At 64.3% G+C, this 15,291-nt stretch carries 13 protein-coding genes; all 13 read left to right on the top strand.

Going from position 1 to position 15,291, the window contains the following annotated elements; translation table 11 throughout:
- The first annotated feature begins 141 nt into the window (after positions 1 to 141).
- Positions 142 to 1,077 carry a LysR family transcriptional regulator gene (locus tag AKI39_RS18035; RefSeq protein ID WP_066639084.1) on the top strand — a complete coding sequence of 312 codons (936 nt, stop codon included), beginning with the start codon at positions 142 to 144 and terminating at the stop codon, positions 1,075 to 1,077.
- 96 nt (positions 1,078 to 1,173) lie between these two features.
- Complete coding sequence (locus tag AKI39_RS18030; protein WP_066639081.1) at positions 1,174 to 2,676, top strand: ABC transporter substrate-binding protein; 1,503 nt, start codon at positions 1,174 to 1,176, stop codon at positions 2,674 to 2,676.
- A 177-nt stretch (positions 2,677 to 2,853) separates the two neighbouring features.
- A complete protein-coding gene (locus AKI39_RS18025; protein WP_145925444.1) occupies positions 2,854 to 4,656 on the top strand; it encodes a gamma-glutamyltransferase family protein in 1,803 nt (600 codons plus the stop codon).
- A 351-nt stretch (positions 4,657 to 5,007) separates the two neighbouring features.
- Positions 5,008 to 6,165: a porin gene (locus AKI39_RS18020; RefSeq protein WP_066639076.1), complete on the top strand. Its 1,158-nt coding sequence runs from the start codon at positions 5,008 to 5,010 to the stop codon at positions 6,163 to 6,165.
- A 446-nt stretch (positions 6,166 to 6,611) separates the two neighbouring features.
- The gene (locus AKI39_RS18015) at positions 6,612 to 6,971 is read left to right on the top strand and encodes an NADH-quinone oxidoreductase subunit A (RefSeq protein ID WP_066639071.1); all 360 of its coding nucleotides are present in this window, start codon (positions 6,612 to 6,614) and stop codon (positions 6,969 to 6,971) included.
- 42 nt (positions 6,972 to 7,013) lie between these two features.
- Positions 7,014 to 7,493, top strand: a complete 480-nt coding sequence (locus AKI39_RS18010; RefSeq protein ID WP_066353485.1) for a NuoB/complex I 20 kDa subunit family protein — start codon at positions 7,014 to 7,016, stop codon at positions 7,491 to 7,493.
- A 48-nt stretch (positions 7,494 to 7,541) separates the two neighbouring features.
- Complete coding sequence (locus AKI39_RS18005; RefSeq protein ID WP_066639070.1) at positions 7,542 to 8,171, top strand: NADH-quinone oxidoreductase subunit C; 630 nt, start codon at positions 7,542 to 7,544, stop codon at positions 8,169 to 8,171.
- 2 nt (positions 8,172 to 8,173) lie between these two features.
- Complete coding sequence (locus AKI39_RS18000; RefSeq protein WP_066639068.1) at positions 8,174 to 9,430, top strand: NADH-quinone oxidoreductase subunit D; 1,257 nt, start codon at positions 8,174 to 8,176, stop codon at positions 9,428 to 9,430.
- 61 nt (positions 9,431 to 9,491) lie between these two features.
- On the top strand, positions 9,492 to 9,986 hold the full coding sequence (gene nuoE / locus AKI39_RS17995; protein WP_066639062.1) for an NADH-quinone oxidoreductase subunit NuoE: 495 nt from the start codon (positions 9,492 to 9,494) through the stop codon (positions 9,984 to 9,986).
- Complete coding sequence (gene nuoF / locus AKI39_RS17990) at positions 9,983 to 11,350, top strand: NADH-quinone oxidoreductase subunit NuoF (RefSeq protein ID WP_066639059.1); 1,368 nt, start codon at positions 9,983 to 9,985, stop codon at positions 11,348 to 11,350. Before nuoE ends, nuoF begins: the two co-directional genes overlap by 4 nt.
- A 15-nt stretch (positions 11,351 to 11,365) precedes the next feature.
- Positions 11,366 to 13,693 carry an NADH-quinone oxidoreductase subunit NuoG gene (nuoG, locus tag AKI39_RS17985; protein ID WP_066639053.1) on the top strand — a complete coding sequence of 776 codons (2,328 nt, stop codon included), beginning with the start codon at positions 11,366 to 11,368 and terminating at the stop codon, positions 13,691 to 13,693.
- Positions 13,693 to 14,766 carry an NADH-quinone oxidoreductase subunit NuoH gene (gene nuoH / locus AKI39_RS17980; protein WP_066639051.1) on the top strand — a complete coding sequence of 358 codons (1,074 nt, stop codon included), beginning with the start codon at positions 13,693 to 13,695 and terminating at the stop codon, positions 14,764 to 14,766. The genes nuoG and nuoH overlap by 1 nt, the downstream gene beginning before the upstream one ends.
- A 20-nt stretch (positions 14,767 to 14,786) precedes the next feature.
- A complete protein-coding gene (nuoI, locus tag AKI39_RS17975; protein WP_066639049.1) occupies positions 14,787 to 15,275 on the top strand; it encodes an NADH-quinone oxidoreductase subunit NuoI in 489 nt (162 codons plus the stop codon).
- Positions 15,276 to 15,291: the final 16 nt, after the last annotated feature.

Here is a 15,291-nt window from a genome sequence, read left to right as displayed (position 1 = left end):
CTGTTCTAGACTCGCTGTTCAGACGCACTCGAGGGCAATGCAGCGCCCATGACCCCGCGCCGCAGCCAGGGCGCGAGGCCGGCCCGGGTACGCCGGACTCCGCAGCACAGGCACATAAACAAACCCATAAGCGTCGATCGCATGAACCTGAAAGCCCTGCGTTACTTCGTCGCCATCGCCGATACCGGCAGCTTTACCGCCGCCGCGGCCCTCGTCCGGATCGCCCAGCCCGCGCTCAGTCGCCATGTGCGCGAGCTAGAAAGCGAATTGGGCGTGTCCCTGCTGCGCCGCAGCGCCCGCGGCGCCCAGCTGACCCAGGAAGGCGCCGCCTTGTGCGAGGCGGCTCGCCGCATCCTGGCCGAAGCCGAGCAGGTGAAGACGCAATTGACCACCCGCGCGCAACTGGGGCAATCGACCATCACCGTCGGTGCCTCGCCAACCTTGGGGAGGGTTCTGCTGCCAGGCTTGTTCGAACGGTGCGACAGCGCCTTGGGCGGTTTTCGCATCGCGCTGCGCGAGTCCTTCACCCCCATTTTGTCGGACTGGCTGGAGCGGGGCCTGGTCGATGTCGCCTTCCTGACCAATCCGGAAGGGTCGGGCGATTTCGTCCTGCACCATCTCTACAGCGAGCCCTTCGCGCTGATCACGGCAGCGCCGCGGCGCGTACCCGCCAGCGTTCCGGTGTCCGCGCTGGCCGACATCCCGCTGCTGATGACGCGCTTCCACCGCAGCGTCGTCGAGCGGCAGCTTGGCGTCGTGGGTGGCCGCTTGAACATCTACGCCGAGATCGACTCAGTGGAATCGATCGCTGAACTGGTCATGCAGGGGCGCTGGGCCACCGTGATGCCGGTGTCCGTATTTCGCCGCCAGCGCGAAGCCCGGACGGTGGCGTTGTCGGAAGTCCTCGGCGTACAGTTGAACCGCCTATTGATGTTGGCCGTACGCCGGGACGGCAGCACCCGTCCCGGCATCTCCTTGTTTACCGACATCGTCAAGGCGGAATGTGCGGACCTGGTCGCCAAGGGCGTGTTCAGTTTTTCCGACGGTCCCAGGCAGGCCCGTAAAAAAGGCGTATAACGGCCCGCGTCGATATGGCTTGGATACAATGCGCGCTTTGATCCCCGGCGGCCCGCATGGGCGGCGCGCGGCCGGTTCGCACTCTGGAGAAGTCTCATGCGTAAACTCTGCCTGGCCATGACGCTGGCTGGCCTGCTGGCCAGCGGCGCCGCGATGGCGCAATCCACCCTGCGTATCGGCCTGCAGGACGATCCGGACGTACTCGATCCGGCGCGCGCCCGCACCTTCGTCGGCCGCATCGTTTTCGCTTCCCTGTGCGACAAGCTGGTCGACATCACGCCCGATCTGAAGATCATCCCCCAACTGGCCTTGTCATGGTCCACCAGCGCGGACGGCAAGACCCTGACCATGAAGTTGCGCAAGGGCGCGGTCTACCATGACGGTACGCCCATCGATGCGGCGTCGGTCAAGGCCAACCTGGACCGTGCCCACACCTTGCCCGACAGCAATCGCAAGAGCGAACTCGTCACGCTGGCCAGCGTGGACGCTCCCGACGCGGATACCGTCGTCCTCCACTTGACCGAGCCCGACGCGTCCCTGCTGTCGCAGCTGTCCGATCGTGCCGGGATGATGATCTCGCCCGCTTCCTTCGACAAGGATCCCGGCAGCAAGCCGGTGTGCTCGGGGCCCTACAAGTTCAAGGAACGCGTGCAGAACGATCGCATCGTTCTGGAGAAATTCCCGCAATACTGGGATGCCGCCGACTATCACTTCGACCGCGTCATCTTCACGCCCATCCCGGACGCCACCGTGCGCGTGAACAATCTGCGCGCCGGCGACCTGAACATCATCGAACGCGTGGCGCCTTCCGACGCCAAGGCAGTCAAGGACGATGCCAACCTGCGCCTGGCGCCGGTCACCGGCCTGGGCTACCAATCGCTTTCCTTCAACCTGGGCAATGGCCCGCGCGCGAACAACCCCTTCGCCAAGGACAAGCGCGTGCGGCAGGCGCTGGACCTGGCCATCGATCGCGATGCCATCAACCAGGTAGTGGGCGAGGGCATGTTCCAGCCGGCCTACCAGCCGTTTCCGCCAGCCAGTTTTGCCTATGAAAAGCGCCTGGAGCGCAGCGGCCGCGATCCCAAGAAGGCCAAGGAGTTGCTCAAGCAAGCCGGCTTCGACCGCGTGAAGCTGGAAATCACCTTTGGCAATAACACGACCATGCAGCAGGTGTACGAGCTTATCCAGGCGATGGGCGCGGATGCCGGTTTCGACATCTCCCTGCGCCCGGTGGAATTCGCGGCGCTGCAATCCGCGCTGGCGCGCGGCGATTTCGAAGCGGGGCAGAGCGGGTGGTCCGGCCGCGTCGATCCCAGCGGCAATATCTACCAGTACATGGCCACCAAGGGCAGCCTGAACGACGGCAAGTTCAGCAATGCGGAGGCCGACAAGCTGCTCAACGAGGCGCGGGCCGAGGCGGACGAAAGCAAGCGCAAGGCGCTGTACGGCAGGGTGATGAACATCGTGCACGACGAAGATCCCACCGTCTACCTGTTCTACCTGCCGTGGACGTTCGGCGTGCAAAAGAAGATCCAGGGCTTCGTGCCTTATCCGGACGGCCTGATCCGCCTGAAGGGCGTGACGATGGCCGCCAAGTAAAGGGAAGCAAGGTCGCGGGACCCGGCACGGCAGCGGGTCCCGCTTGCATTCCCCTGCGGCGATCCCGGTCCACAGGATCGCGCCCCGGAATCCTGGGGTCGGTCTACCCGCACCGCCGCTCCACAAACCTGTATGGCCGCGCCACGGTTTGTGCGGGGCGGCCGGGAGACCGACATGATGTTCACCACCCGCCCGGAAATCCTGGGCACGTTCGGCGTCGTCACCTCGACGCACTGGCTGGCCACCGCGGCCGGCATGGCCATGCTCGAGCGCGGCGGCAATGCCTTCGACGCCTGCGTCGCCACCGCCTTCGTCCTGCAGGTCGTGGAACCCCACCTGGTCGGTCCCGCCGGCGAAGTCCCCATCGTTTTCCATTCCGCCGCACGGGGCAAGGTAGAGGTGCTGTGCGGCCAGGGCACCACGCCGGCGGCCGCCACGCTGGACCGCTTCCGCGCCGAGGGCTTGGACCTGATTCCCGGCAACGGCCTGCTGCCCGCGGTCGTTCCCGGCTCCTTCGACGCCTGGATGCTGCTCCTGCGCGATCACGGCAGCATGCGCCTGCGCGACGTCCTGGAGCCGGCCATCTACTACGCGGAAAGCGGGCATGCGCTGATGCCGCGGATTTCCAACACCATCGCCGGCTTGAAGGACTTCTTCCAGAAGAACTGGCCCAGCACGGCGGAGGTCTACGTACCGAATGGCAGCGTACCCCCGGCGCGTAAACTGTTCCGCAATCCCCGCCTGGCCCAGACCTGGCAGCGCGTGCTGCGCGAAGCCGAATCGGCCGGGGCCGACCGCCAGCGGCAGATCGAAGCGGCCCGCGACGCCTTCTATCGCGGGTTCGTCGCCGAGGCGATAGACCGCTTCGCCCGCCTATCCTTCATGGACGAAAGCGGCAGCCCGCACGCCGGCGTCATCACCGCCGACGACGTGGCGTCCTGGTCGGCCACCTACGAGGCGCCGCGTACCTACGATTACGAAAACTACACCGTTGCCAAGGCGGACGCCTGGAGCCAGGGCCCCGTGTTCCTGCAGACGCTGGCCTTGCTCAAAGGGGCCGGCCTGGACGCGATGGGCCCCTCCAGCCCGGAATTCGTCCACTGCCTGACCGAGGCGATGAAGCTTGCCTTCGCCGACCGCGAGGTTTACTACGGCGATCCGGCCTTCGTCGACGTTCCCCTGGCCGAGCTGCTGTCGGAGCCCTATAACGCCCCCCGGCGAGCGCTGATCGGCGACCGCGCTTCGCACGAGCTGCGTCCCGGCGTGCTTCCGGGCTACGAAGACCAGCACGCGCGGATGATGGATGTACTGCGGCGGCTGTCTCGCATCACGCAGGCGGGCACGGCGACCAACGAACCGACCATGGCCGACATGCGCGCGTCCGCGTCCGTGAAGCGCGGCGACACCACTCACGTCGATGTCATCGACCGCTGGGGCAATATGGTTTCCGCCACGCCGTCCGGGGGCTGGTTCCAGTCCTCGCCGGTCATCCCGGAGCTGGGCTTCGGCCTGACCACGCGCGCCCAGATGTTCTGGCTGGAGCCGGGCCTTCCCGGCACCCTGGCGCCCCGCAAGCGCCCGCGCACCACGCTGACGCCCTCCCTGGCCCTGCGCGACGGCCGGCCCTACATGGTGTTCGGCACGCCTGGCGGCGACCAGCAGGAGCAGTGGCAGCTGCAGCTGTTCCTGCGCCACGTCCATCATGGGCTGAACCTGCAGGAGGCCATCGACCTGCCTATGTCGCACACCATGCATTTCCCCAGTTCCTTCTATCCCCGCGACCGCAAGCCGGGCCATCTGGCGGTGGAGGCTTCCTTCGGCAAGGACGCCATCGACGCGCTGCGCGCCCGGGGCCACCAGATCGAGGAAGTGCCGGCCTGGTCCGTGGGGCGCCTGACCGCCGCGTCGCTGGACGAGGATGGCCTGATGCATGCCGCCGCCACGCCACGCCTGATGCAGGCCTACGCGGCGGGGCGGTGAACAGGGGGCAATAGGAATGTTCTGGGGGGAGGGCGAGCGAGGCCACGGCCGGCAGGGCCCTCCGGCCACCTGTCAGAGAGCTGAATCGCTCCTGTGGCCCCTGGAGCACCGTCCCGATATTCCTGCCGTCGGGTCGTGCAAAAGGGGACGCAAGCATCCGGCTCAGAGCGCACCCTGTTGTATGGACCCAACAAACCCTGGGCCTAAAGCCGTGGTTTTGCGGCACGACCATAGCCAGCCCCCTGGATTTTTGATGCAATAGCGTCAACTTCCCTTCGCGGAGTTAGGGGGGCGGCAGGCTGGTGTGCTGGATTGCTGCTCTTGTCACTCAAATCAACGGAGATTTCTTAAATGAAAAAGACTCTGCTCGCTGCCGCCCTGCTCGCCGGTTTTGCCGGTGTTGCACAGGCAGAAACGTCCGTGACCCTGTACGGGATTCTGGACACCGGCATCGGCTACCAAAACATCCGCGGCCATGGCATCAATGATCAGTCCAAGTTCGGCATGCTGAACGGCGTGCAGAACGGTTCGCGCTGGGGCCTGCGTGGTTCGGAAGACCTGGGTGACGGTCTGCGCGCGGTGTTCACGATCGAGTCGGGCTTCAACTCCGGCGACGGTAACTCCGCTCAAGGCGGCCGCCTGTTCGGTCGTCAAGCCACCATTGGCCTGGCCAGCAACAGCTGGGGCCAACTGGACTTCGGCCGTCAGACCAACATCGCTTCCAAGTTCTTCGGTTCGATCGATCCGTTCGCTGAAGGCTTTGGCCTGGCCAACATCGGTACCGTGTTCAGCTCGGCCAATACGACGCGCTACGACAACATGGTCCTGTATCAATCGCCCGTGTTCGGCGGTTTCCAGGTTGGTGTCGGCTACTCGTTCAACATCGACGACACGAACGCCGCGCAAACCGGCTTCAACAGCAACAACAACCAGCGCAACATCAACGGTGGTCTGCGCTACGTGAACGGCCCGCTGAACCTGGCCGCCGCGTATGACCAGGTCAACCGCAGCACGGCCGTTGCCGACGCTGACACCACCGGTGGCGGCGATCGCATCCGCGCCTGGTTGGTTGGCGGCGCCTACGACTTCGAAGTCGTCAAGGTCTCGGCTGCCTACGGTCAAACCAAGGGTGGCTGGATCCAGGCTACCAACCTGACCGGTCTGTTCACCAGCGGTACGCCCAACCTGGGCGGCAGCGTTCTGCCCACCAACACCTACAGCGACGACTTCAAGTCGCAGCAGTGGATGCTGGGTCTGAGCGCCCCGATCGGCGGCGCGACCAGCGTGTTCGGTTCCTGGCAGCGTGCCAACGTCAAGAACGACAGCCTGTACACGACCGGCAACTTCGCTGGCGAAGACAGCAACATGAACGTCTACTCGCTGGGCGTGACGTATGACCTGTCCAAGCGCACGAACCTGTACGCTCTGGGTTCCTACACGCAAAACTACGGTTTCGTGGACGGCCTGAAGAGCACGCTGGTCGGCGTCGGTATCCGTCACCGCTTCTAAGCAACAACGGTGCCGGGGCGATTCGTCGCCCCGCACCGAATGTGTTTCCTCTGGCCGGGATTATTCCCGGGCGGCGTGAGCATATAAAAGCCCCGCCAGCGCATCGGCGGGGCTTGTTGAAAGCCACCTTCCGAGGTGGCTTTTTTTGTTCGGTTCGCTTGCTGGCTTTTTGTCTCGCCCCGGTTTTTTTGCTATTGTTAGGGCCCTCTGTATGGGGCTTGCCCGGTGTCCCGGTCGCCTCTGGCCGCACCGAATCGACCCTTTTTTCGTGCGGGCGCGGGTGGCGCAGCCGGGTATGGGTCTCTTTTCCGCGTGCGTGAATCGCGCTTGCCGGAGGCTCCGCCAAGGCGGTGCCTATACCTCTCTTCCAGCTACAGAGTTCAGCGGGAAGTAACGGCGCAAATGCTACAATCCTAAGGTTTGAGCATTAGACGGACGCGCCCCAAATGAACCTGCAACAGTATTTCCCCGTTCTGCTATTCATCGTTGTGGCGACGCTGATCGGTTTTGCGTTGATCACGGCAGGCTCGCTGCTTGGACCTCGGCGTCCCTACGCGGAAAAACTTTCCCCCTACGAATGCGGCTTCGAAGCGTTCGAAGACGCGCGCATGAAATTCGACGTGCGCTATTACCTCGTCGCCATCCTTTTCATCCTGTTCGACCTCGAGATCGCATTCCTGTTTCCGTGGGCCATCGCGCATGGCGCTGTTGGTCTGGTCGGTTTCTGGACCGTGATGATTTTTCTCGCGGTTCTGACGGTGGGTTTCATCTACGAATGGAAGAAGGGCGCGCTCGATTGGGAATGATGCCGACCGGCTCATTGTCCATTCACGCCACCAGAGATCAATATGGCTATTGAAGAAGGCATCCACAAGCAAGGCTTCATCACGACGAGTGCCGACAAGTTCATCAATTGGGCGAAGACGGGTTCGATGTGGCCGATGACGTTCGGCTTGGCCTGTTGCGCAGTGGAGATGATGCACGCCGGCGCGGCGCGCTATGACCTTGACCAGTTTGGCATTATCTTTCGCCCCAGCCCCCGGCAATCCGACCTGATGATCGTCGCCGGCACGCTGTGCAACAAGATGGCACCGGCACTGCGCAAGGTGTACGACCAGATGCCCGAACCGCGTTGGGTCGTATCGATGGGTTCGTGTGCCAACGGCGGTGGGTACTATCACTATTCGTACTCCGTAGTGCGCGGTTGCGACCGCATCGTTCCCGTGGACGTCTACGTACCGGGCTGTCCGCCCACGGCCGAAGCGCTGGTCTACGGTCTGCTGCAAATGCAGAACAAGATACGCCTGACCAATACCATCGCGCGCTGATCGGGCGCTTGCCCGCATCGCATGTCACGGCTTACCTAATCGTTGAAGATGATGACCAGGCTCGAAACCCTGAAAACCAATCTGCACGCCGCGTTCGGTGAAACGATCGCGCTGACCGAGGCGCTGGGCGAATTGACGCTGGAAGTGCCGGCGGCCCAATGGATATCGGTGTGCAACCGGCTGCGTACCGACGCCGCCCTGCAGTTCGAAACCTGTATCGACCTGTGCGGCGTGGACTACCTTACGTGGGGTAACGGCACCCGTGCGCAGGCCGACGAACGCACCAGCTCGCGCGGCCAGCGCGGCCGCTACGCGATCGTGATTCACCTGCTGTCCATCGAGCACAACTGGCGTTTGCGCGTGCGCACCTGGGCGCCCGACGACGACTTCCCCATGGTCGCCTCGCTCATCGAGTGCTGGCCCGCGGTCGGCTGGTACGAACGCGAAGCCTTCGACCTGTACGGCATCATCTTCGAAGGTCATCCGGACCTGCGTCGCATCCTTACCGACTACGGCTTCATCGGGCATCCGTTCCGCAAGGACTTCCCCTTGTCCGGCAACGTGGAAATGCGCTACGACCCCGAGCAGCGCCGCGTCATCTATCAACCGGTCACCATCGATCCGCGTGAAATCACGCCGCGCGTCGTGCGCGAAGATACCTATGGAGCCGGTCGCTGATCATGGCTGAAATCAAGAACTACACCCTGAACTTCGGTCCCCAGCATCCGGCCGCGCACGGTGTGCTGCGCCTGGTGCTCGAACTGGACGGCGAAGTCATCCAGCGCGCCGATCCGCATATCGGCCTGCTGCATCGCGCCACCGAAAAGCTGGCCGAACACAAGACCTTCATCCAGGCGCTGCCCTACATGGACCGCCTGGACTACGTGTCCATGATGTGCAACGAGCACGCCTACGTCATGGCCATCGAGAAGTTGCTGGGCATCGAGGCGCCGCTGCGCGCGCAGTACATCCGCGTCATGTTCGACGAGATCACGCGGCTCTTGAACCACCTGATGTCGCTGGGTTCCCATGCCCTGGACGTCGGCGCCATGGCGGTCTTCCTGTACGCCTTCCGCGAGCGCGAAGACCTGATGGATTGCTACGAAGCGGTATCCGGCGCGCGCATGCATGCCGCCTACTACCGTCCGGGCGGCGTGTATCGCGACCTGCCGGATACGATGCCGCAATATACCGGGACCAACAAGTACCGCAGCGAAAAAGACCTGCGCGTCATGAACGACGCGCGTTCCGGATCGCTGCTGGACTTCATCGAGGACTTCACCAACCGCTTCCCGGCCTGCGTGGACGAGTACGAAACGCTGCTGACGGACAACCGCATCTGGAAACAGCGCCTGGTGGGCATCGGTGTCGTATCGCCCGAGCGCGCCAAGGCCCTGGGCTTTACCGGCCCCATGCTGCGCGGCTCCGGCGTGGCCTGGGACCTGCGCAAGACGCAGCCCTACGAAGTCTATGACCTGCTCGATTTCGACGTGCCGGTCGGCGTGAACGGCGACTGCTATGACCGCTATCTCGTCCGCGTCGCCGAAATGCGCCAGAGCACCCACATCATCCGCCAGTGCGTGGAGTGGCTGCGCAACAACCCTGGCCCGGTCATGATCGATAACCACAAGGTCGCACCGCCCAAGCGGGCCGCCATGAAGACCAACATGGAAGAGCTGATTCACCATTTCAAGCTCTTCACCGAAGGTTTCCATGTGCCGCCCGGCGAGGCCTATGCAGCGGTCGAGCATCCCAAGGGCGAGTTCGGCATCTACCTGGTGTCGGACGGGGCGAACAAGCCGTATCGCCTGAAGATCCGTGCGCCGGGCTTCCCGCATCTGCAGTCGCTGGACGAAATGACCCGCGGACACATGATCGCCGACGCCGTGACCGTCATCGGCACGCAGGACATCGTGTTCGGCGAAATCGACCGCTAGGGAACGCGCACGACCTCGAAGAAGACCCGTAGGGGCCTCTTGCATATTCCGGATTCAAACTATGCTGCTTTCCGAACAGGCTTACCAGAAAATCGACCGGGAGCTCACGAAGTTCCCGGGCGACCAGAAGCAGTCAGCCATCATGGCCGCGCTGGCGATCGCACAGGACGAGAAGGGCTGGCTCTCCACCGAGATCATCGAGGACGTCGCCACCTATCTGGGCGTGCCGCCCATCGCGGTCCAGGAAGTCGCCACGTTCTACAACATGTTCAACGTGACGCGCGCCGGCAAGCACAAGATCTCGGTCTGTACCAACCTGCCGTGCGCGCTGCGCGATGGTGAAAAAGCGGGCGACTACCTCAAGCGCAAGCTGGGCGTGGATTACCGCGGCACCAGCGCCGACGGCATGTTCACCCTGGTCGAGGGCGAATGCATGGGCGCCTGCGGCGATTCGCCGGTGCTGCTGGTGAACAACAAGCATATGTGTGTACGCATGACCGAGGCTCGGTTGGACGAGCTGATCGACGGCCTGCGCGCGCAAGGAGAAACGGCATGAACGCGCCGGACCTGTACCGCCAGTTCGCCCAGGGGCTGGACCCCAACCCGCTGCACGACCTGTCGCAGTCGATGTGCCTGCACGGCCGCCACATGCAGCCGCAGATCCTGGCAGACCTGGACGGCGCCAACTGGCGCCTGGAAGACTACGTCAAGCGTGGTGGCTACGAGGCGCTGCGCAAGATCCTGAGCACCGGCATGAAGCCGGAGGAAGTCATCGCCGAAGTGAAGGCTTCCGGCTTGCGCGGCCGCGGCGGCGCGGGCTTTCCCACGGGGCTGAAGTGGAGCTTCATGCCGCGTACGTTCCCAGGCCAGAAATACCTGGTGTGCAATTCGGACGAGGGGGAACCCGGCACGTTCAAGGATCGCGACATCCTGCGCTTCAATCCGCACATCGTGATCGAAGGCATGGCCATCGCCGCGTATGCCATGGGCATTTCCGTGGGCTACAACTACATCCACGGGGAAATCTTCGAGGTGTACGAACGCTTCGAGGAAGCCCTGGAAGAAGCGCGTGCCGCGGGCTTCCTGGGCGACAAGATCCTGGGATCGGACTTCAGTTTCCAGCTGCATGCCTTCCATGGCTATGGCGCGTACATCTGCGGCGAGGAAACCGCGCTGCTGGAATCGCTGGAAGGCAAGAAGGGCCAGCCGCGGTTCAAGCCGCCGTTCCCCGCCAGCTTCGGCCTTTACGGCAAGCCCACCACTATCAACAACACTGAAACCTTCGCGGCGGTGCCGTGGATCATCCGCAACAGCGGCCAGCAGTATCTGGAAATCGGCAAGCCGAACAATGGCGGCACCAAGATATTCTCGATTACCGGCGACGTGGAACGTCCCGGCAACTACGAGATTCCCATGGGCACGCCGTTCTCCAAGCTGCTCGAACTGGCGGGCGGGATGCGCGCGGGCCGCAAGCTGAAGGCCGTGATCCCCGGCGGTTCCAGCGCGCCCGTGCTGCCGGCCGGCATCATGATGGACACCACCATGGATTACGACGCCATCGCCAAGGCGGGTTCCATGCTGGGTTCGGGCGCCGTCATCGTCATGGACGACACGCGCTGCATGGTGAAGTCCCTGCTGCGCCTTTCGTATTTCTATTTCGAGGAAAGCTGCGGCCAGTGCACGCCGTGCCGCGAAGGCACGGGCTGGCTGTATCGCATGGTCAACCGCATCGAACACGGCGAGGGCAGGCCCGAAGATCTGGACCTGCTCGACAGCGTGGCGGGCAACATCATGGGCCGCACCATCTGCGCCCTGGGTGACGCCGCCGCCATGCCCGTGCGCGGTTTCCTGAAGCATTTCCACGATGAATTCGCGTACCACGTCGAGCACAAGAAGTGCGTGGTCCCGCACTATCTGTAGGTCCAGGAACAGACAATGGTTGAACTAACCGTCGACGGCAACAAGGTAGAAGTGCCCGAAGGCAGCATGGTGATGCATGCTGCCCAGAAACTCGGGCAGTACGTGCCGCATTTCTGCTACCACAAGAAGCTTTCCATCGCGGCCAACTGCCGCATGTGCCTGGTCGAGGTCGAAAAGGCGCCCAAGGCGCTGCCGGCCTGCGCCACGCCCGTGACCAACGGCATGGTGGTGTTCACCAACTCGGAAAAAGCCAAGGCCGCCCAGAAGTCGGTCATGGAGTTCCTGTTGATCAACCATCCGCTGGATTGCCCCATCTGCGACCAGGGTGGCGAATGCCAGCTGCAGGACCTGGCAGTGGGCTACGGCGGCTCGGCCTCGCGCTACCACGAAGAAAAGCGCGTTGTGTTCCACAAGGACCTGGGCCCGCTGGTGTCGGCCGAGGAAATGAGCCGCTGCATCCATTGCACGCGCTGCGTGCGCTTCGGCCAGGAAATCGCCGGCGTGATGGAACTGGGCATGATCAACCGGGGCGAGCACTCCGAGATCACGTCCTTCGTGGGACGTTCGGTCGAATCCGAACTGTCGGGCAACATGATAGACCTGTGCCCGGTCGGCGCGCTGACGTCCAAGCCGTTCCGCTACAGCGCGCGCACCTGGGAATTGGCCCGCCGCCGTTCGATCAGCCCGCACGACAGCATGGGCGCCAACCTGGTCGTGCAGGTCAAGGGCGACAAGGTGCTGCGTGTCGTGCCCTTCGAAAACGACGCGCTGAACGAATGCTGGCTGAGCGACCGCGACCGTTTCTCGTATGAAGGCCTGAACGCCGACGACCGCCTGGCCACGCCCATGATCAAGGGCGCCGATGGCGAATGGCAGGAAGCCTCCTGGGCCGATGCGCTGCAGGCCGTCGCACAGGGCCTGTCCCGCGTGCGCGACAGCTTTGGCGGCGGCCAGATCGGCGCGCTGGCGACCGAATACGCCACCACGGAAGAATACGCGCTGCTGGGCCGCCTGGTCCGCGCGCTGGGGTCGGAGAACATCGATTTCCGCCTGCGCCAGACCGATCCGGCCCTCGGCGCCGCGCTGGAAGGCGCGCCCTGGCTGGGCATGCCGGTGGCCGACCTGGATACGCTGGATCGTGTCCTGGTCGTTGGGTCCGTGCTGCGCAAGGATCATCCCCTGATGGCGCAGCGCCTGCGCCAGGCCGCCAAGCGCGGCACGCAAATCCTGCTGGTCGACAGCCTGGCGGACGATCCGCTGATGCCGGTCGCCGGCCGCTTCACCGTTGCGCCGTCGGCGCTGCCGCGCGCGTTGGCGGAAGTGGCCGTGGCCCTGGCCCAGGGCAAGGGCCAGGACGTGCCCGCCGAATTCGGCGGTGTCGTCCCGGGCGAACAAGCCAAGGTCATCGCGGCCAGCCTGGCCTCCGGCAGCCAAGCCGCGGTGCTGTTGGGCAACATGGCCGTCGCGTCGCCGCAGGCGTCCACGATCGCCGCGAACGCCCAAGCCATCGCAGCGATGGCCGGCGCGCGTCTGGGCTTCCTGACTTCCGGCGGCAACACGGTGGGCGGCTATCTGGCCGGTGCCGTGCCGGGCAAGGGGGGCAAGACCGCCGCCGCCATGCTGGCCGATCCCCTCAAGGCCTATATCGTGCTGCACGCCGAGCCGCTGCTGGACGCGGACAACGGCCCGCAGGCCGTGGCCGCGCTGCGCGACGCGCAGTTCGCCGTGGCGCTCACCCCGTACCGTTCGGCGGCCGCGCAGTGGGCCAATGTGATGCTGCCCGTCGCGCCTTTCACGGAAACCTCCGGTACCTTCGTCAACGCGCAGGGCCTGGCGCAAGGCTTCAAGGGCACGGTCGCGCCGTTCCAGCAGAGCCGGCCCGCGTGGAAAGTGCTGCGGGTGCTGGGCAATGTGCTCCAGCTCTCCGGCTTCGATGACGAAACCTCCGAATCGGTACGCGACAGCGTGCTGTCCGGCGGGGTGGAAGGGCGCCTGTCCAACCGCATCAACGCGGCGCCCGGCGTGGGCGCGGCGCGTGGCGGCCTGGAGCGCGTGGCCGACCTGCCGATCTACCGTACGGACGCCATCGTGCGCCGCGCTGAATCCCTGCAAGCAGCCCCGGCGTCGCGTGCGCCCGCGGCCCGCATGAACGGGCAGACCCTGGCGGGCCTGGGCCTGACCGCCGGTATCAAGGTGCGCGTGCGCACCGCGACCGGCGCCGTCGAACTGGAAACGGTGCAGGACGAGACGGTCGCCGACCGCGCAGTGCGTGTTTCGGCGGGCTTCGAGCAAACGGCCGCCCTGGGCGGTGCATTCGGTGAAATCAGCGTGGAGCGTGCCTGATGGAATGGCTCAATACTTTGGAAAGCCAAGGGCAGGCCTTGCTGGGCGCCACGCCCTGGCTGGTGATCTGGACGGTCGCCAAGATCGTGATCATCGCGGTACCCATCATCCTGTGCGTGGCCTACCTGACGTACTGGGAACGCAAGATGATCGGCTTCATGCACGTGCGCCTGGGGCCCAATCGCGTGGGCTTCCGTGGGCTGCTGCAGCCTTTCGCCGACGTGTTCAAGCTGCTGACCAAGGAAGTGGTGGTGCCCACGGAGGCCAACCGCGTCCTCTTCGTGCTGGCGCCCGTGGTGACGCTGATGCCGGCGCTGGCCGCCTGGGCGGTGATGCCCTTCGGACCGCAGACGGTGCTGGCCAACGTCAATGCCGGGCTGCTGTACATCATGGCCATCACGTCCGTGGGCGTGTATGGCGTGATCGTGGCGGGCTGGGCGTCCAACTCCAAGTACGCCTTCCTGGGCGCACTGCGCGCGTCCGCGCAGATGGTCTCGTATGAACTGGCCATCGGCTTCGTGCTGGTAACGGTGCTGCTGGTGTCCGGCAGCCTGAACATGAACGATATCGTGCAAGGCCAGCTGCGTGGCTGGTTCGCGGATCACGGCCTGACCTTCCTGTCCTGGAACTGGCTGCCGCTGCTGCCGCTGTTCGTGATCTACGTGGTGTCGGCCGTGGCGGAAACGAACCGCCATCCCTTCGACGTGGTGGAAGGCGAATCGGAAATCGTCGCCGGGCACATGGTGGAATATTCGGGCATGGCCTTCGCCCTGTTCTTCCTGGGCGAGTACGCCAACATGATCCTGTTGTCGGCGCTGGCCTCCATCATGTTCCTGGGCGGCTGGGCCTCGCCCATCAATGTGGCTCCGCTTACCTGGATCCCCGGCTGGATCTGGCTGGGTCTGAAGACGTTCGTCGTGGTGTCCCTGTTCGTGTGGTTCCGGGCCTCGTTCCCGCGGTATCGCTACGACCAGATCATGCGCCTGGGCTGGAAGATCTTCATCCCGCTGACCGGCGTATGGCTGCTAGTCGTGGCGATCTGGATGCAGACGCCCTGGAATATTTGGCGCTAGCGATAGGCAAAAGGCAGGATATGGAAGCGATCAAGGATTTCTTCGGCAGCCTCTTGCTGTCCGAACTGCTCAAGGGCATGCGCCTCACGGGCAAGTACTTTTTCAAGCGCAAGGTGACCCTGCGCTACCCCGTGGAAAAAACCCCGGCTTCGCCGCGGTTCCGCGGGCTGCACGCGTTGCGCCGCTATCCCAATGGGGAAGAGCGCTGCATCGCCTGCAAACTGTGCGAGGCGGTGTGTCCCGCCCTGGCCATCACCATCGAGTCGGACGTGCGCGATGACGGCAGCCGCCGCACCACGCGCTACGACATCGACCTGACCAAGTGCATCTTCTGCGGATTCTGCGAAGAAAGCTGTCCGGTGGATTCCATCGTGGAAACACATATCCACGAATACCACGGCGAGAAACGCGGCGACCTGTACTTCACGAAGGACATGCTGCTTGCGGTCGGCGACCGCTACGAGGCGGAAATCGCCCAACGCCGCGCCGAAGACGCGCCCTACCGTTGATGCCGGGTACGACTCC

This window comes from Bordetella sp. H567 (assembly GCF_001704295.1).
Taxonomy (GTDB): Bacteria; Pseudomonadota; Gammaproteobacteria; order Burkholderiales; family Burkholderiaceae_B; genus Bordetella_C.
The sequence above is the reverse complement of the archived record's forward strand: the minus strand, read 5'-3'. Positions and strand labels throughout refer to the sequence as shown.

Coding starts and splice junctions, on each gene's coding strand:
- nuoH (WP_066639051.1), top strand. CDS start 13,693: ATGGAATGGCTCAATACTTTGGAAAGCCAAGGGCAGGCCTTGCTGGGC.
- nuoF (WP_066639059.1), top strand. CDS start 9,983: ATGAACGCGCCGGACCTGTACCGCCAGTTCGCCCAGGGGCTGGACCCC.
- AKI39_RS18010 (WP_066353485.1), top strand. CDS start 7,014: ATGGCTATTGAAGAAGGCATCCACAAGCAAGGCTTCATCACGACGAGT.
- AKI39_RS18015 (WP_066639071.1), top strand. CDS start 6,612: ATGAACCTGCAACAGTATTTCCCCGTTCTGCTATTCATCGTTGTGGCG.
- AKI39_RS18030 (WP_066639081.1), top strand. CDS start 1,174: ATGCGTAAACTCTGCCTGGCCATGACGCTGGCTGGCCTGCTGGCCAGC.
- nuoG (WP_066639053.1), top strand. CDS start 11,366: ATGGTTGAACTAACCGTCGACGGCAACAAGGTAGAAGTGCCCGAAGGC.
- AKI39_RS18005 (WP_066639070.1), top strand. CDS start 7,542: ATGATGACCAGGCTCGAAACCCTGAAAACCAATCTGCACGCCGCGTTC.
- AKI39_RS18025 (WP_145925444.1), top strand. CDS start 2,854: ATGTTCACCACCCGCCCGGAAATCCTGGGCACGTTCGGCGTCGTCACC.
- AKI39_RS18020 (WP_066639076.1), top strand. CDS start 5,008: ATGAAAAAGACTCTGCTCGCTGCCGCCCTGCTCGCCGGTTTTGCCGGT.
- nuoE (WP_066639062.1), top strand. CDS start 9,492: ATGCTGCTTTCCGAACAGGCTTACCAGAAAATCGACCGGGAGCTCACG.
- nuoI (WP_066639049.1), top strand. CDS start 14,787: ATGGAAGCGATCAAGGATTTCTTCGGCAGCCTCTTGCTGTCCGAACTG.
- AKI39_RS18035 (WP_066639084.1), top strand. CDS start 142: ATGAACCTGAAAGCCCTGCGTTACTTCGTCGCCATCGCCGATACCGGC.
- AKI39_RS18000 (WP_066639068.1), top strand. CDS start 8,174: ATGGCTGAAATCAAGAACTACACCCTGAACTTCGGTCCCCAGCATCCG.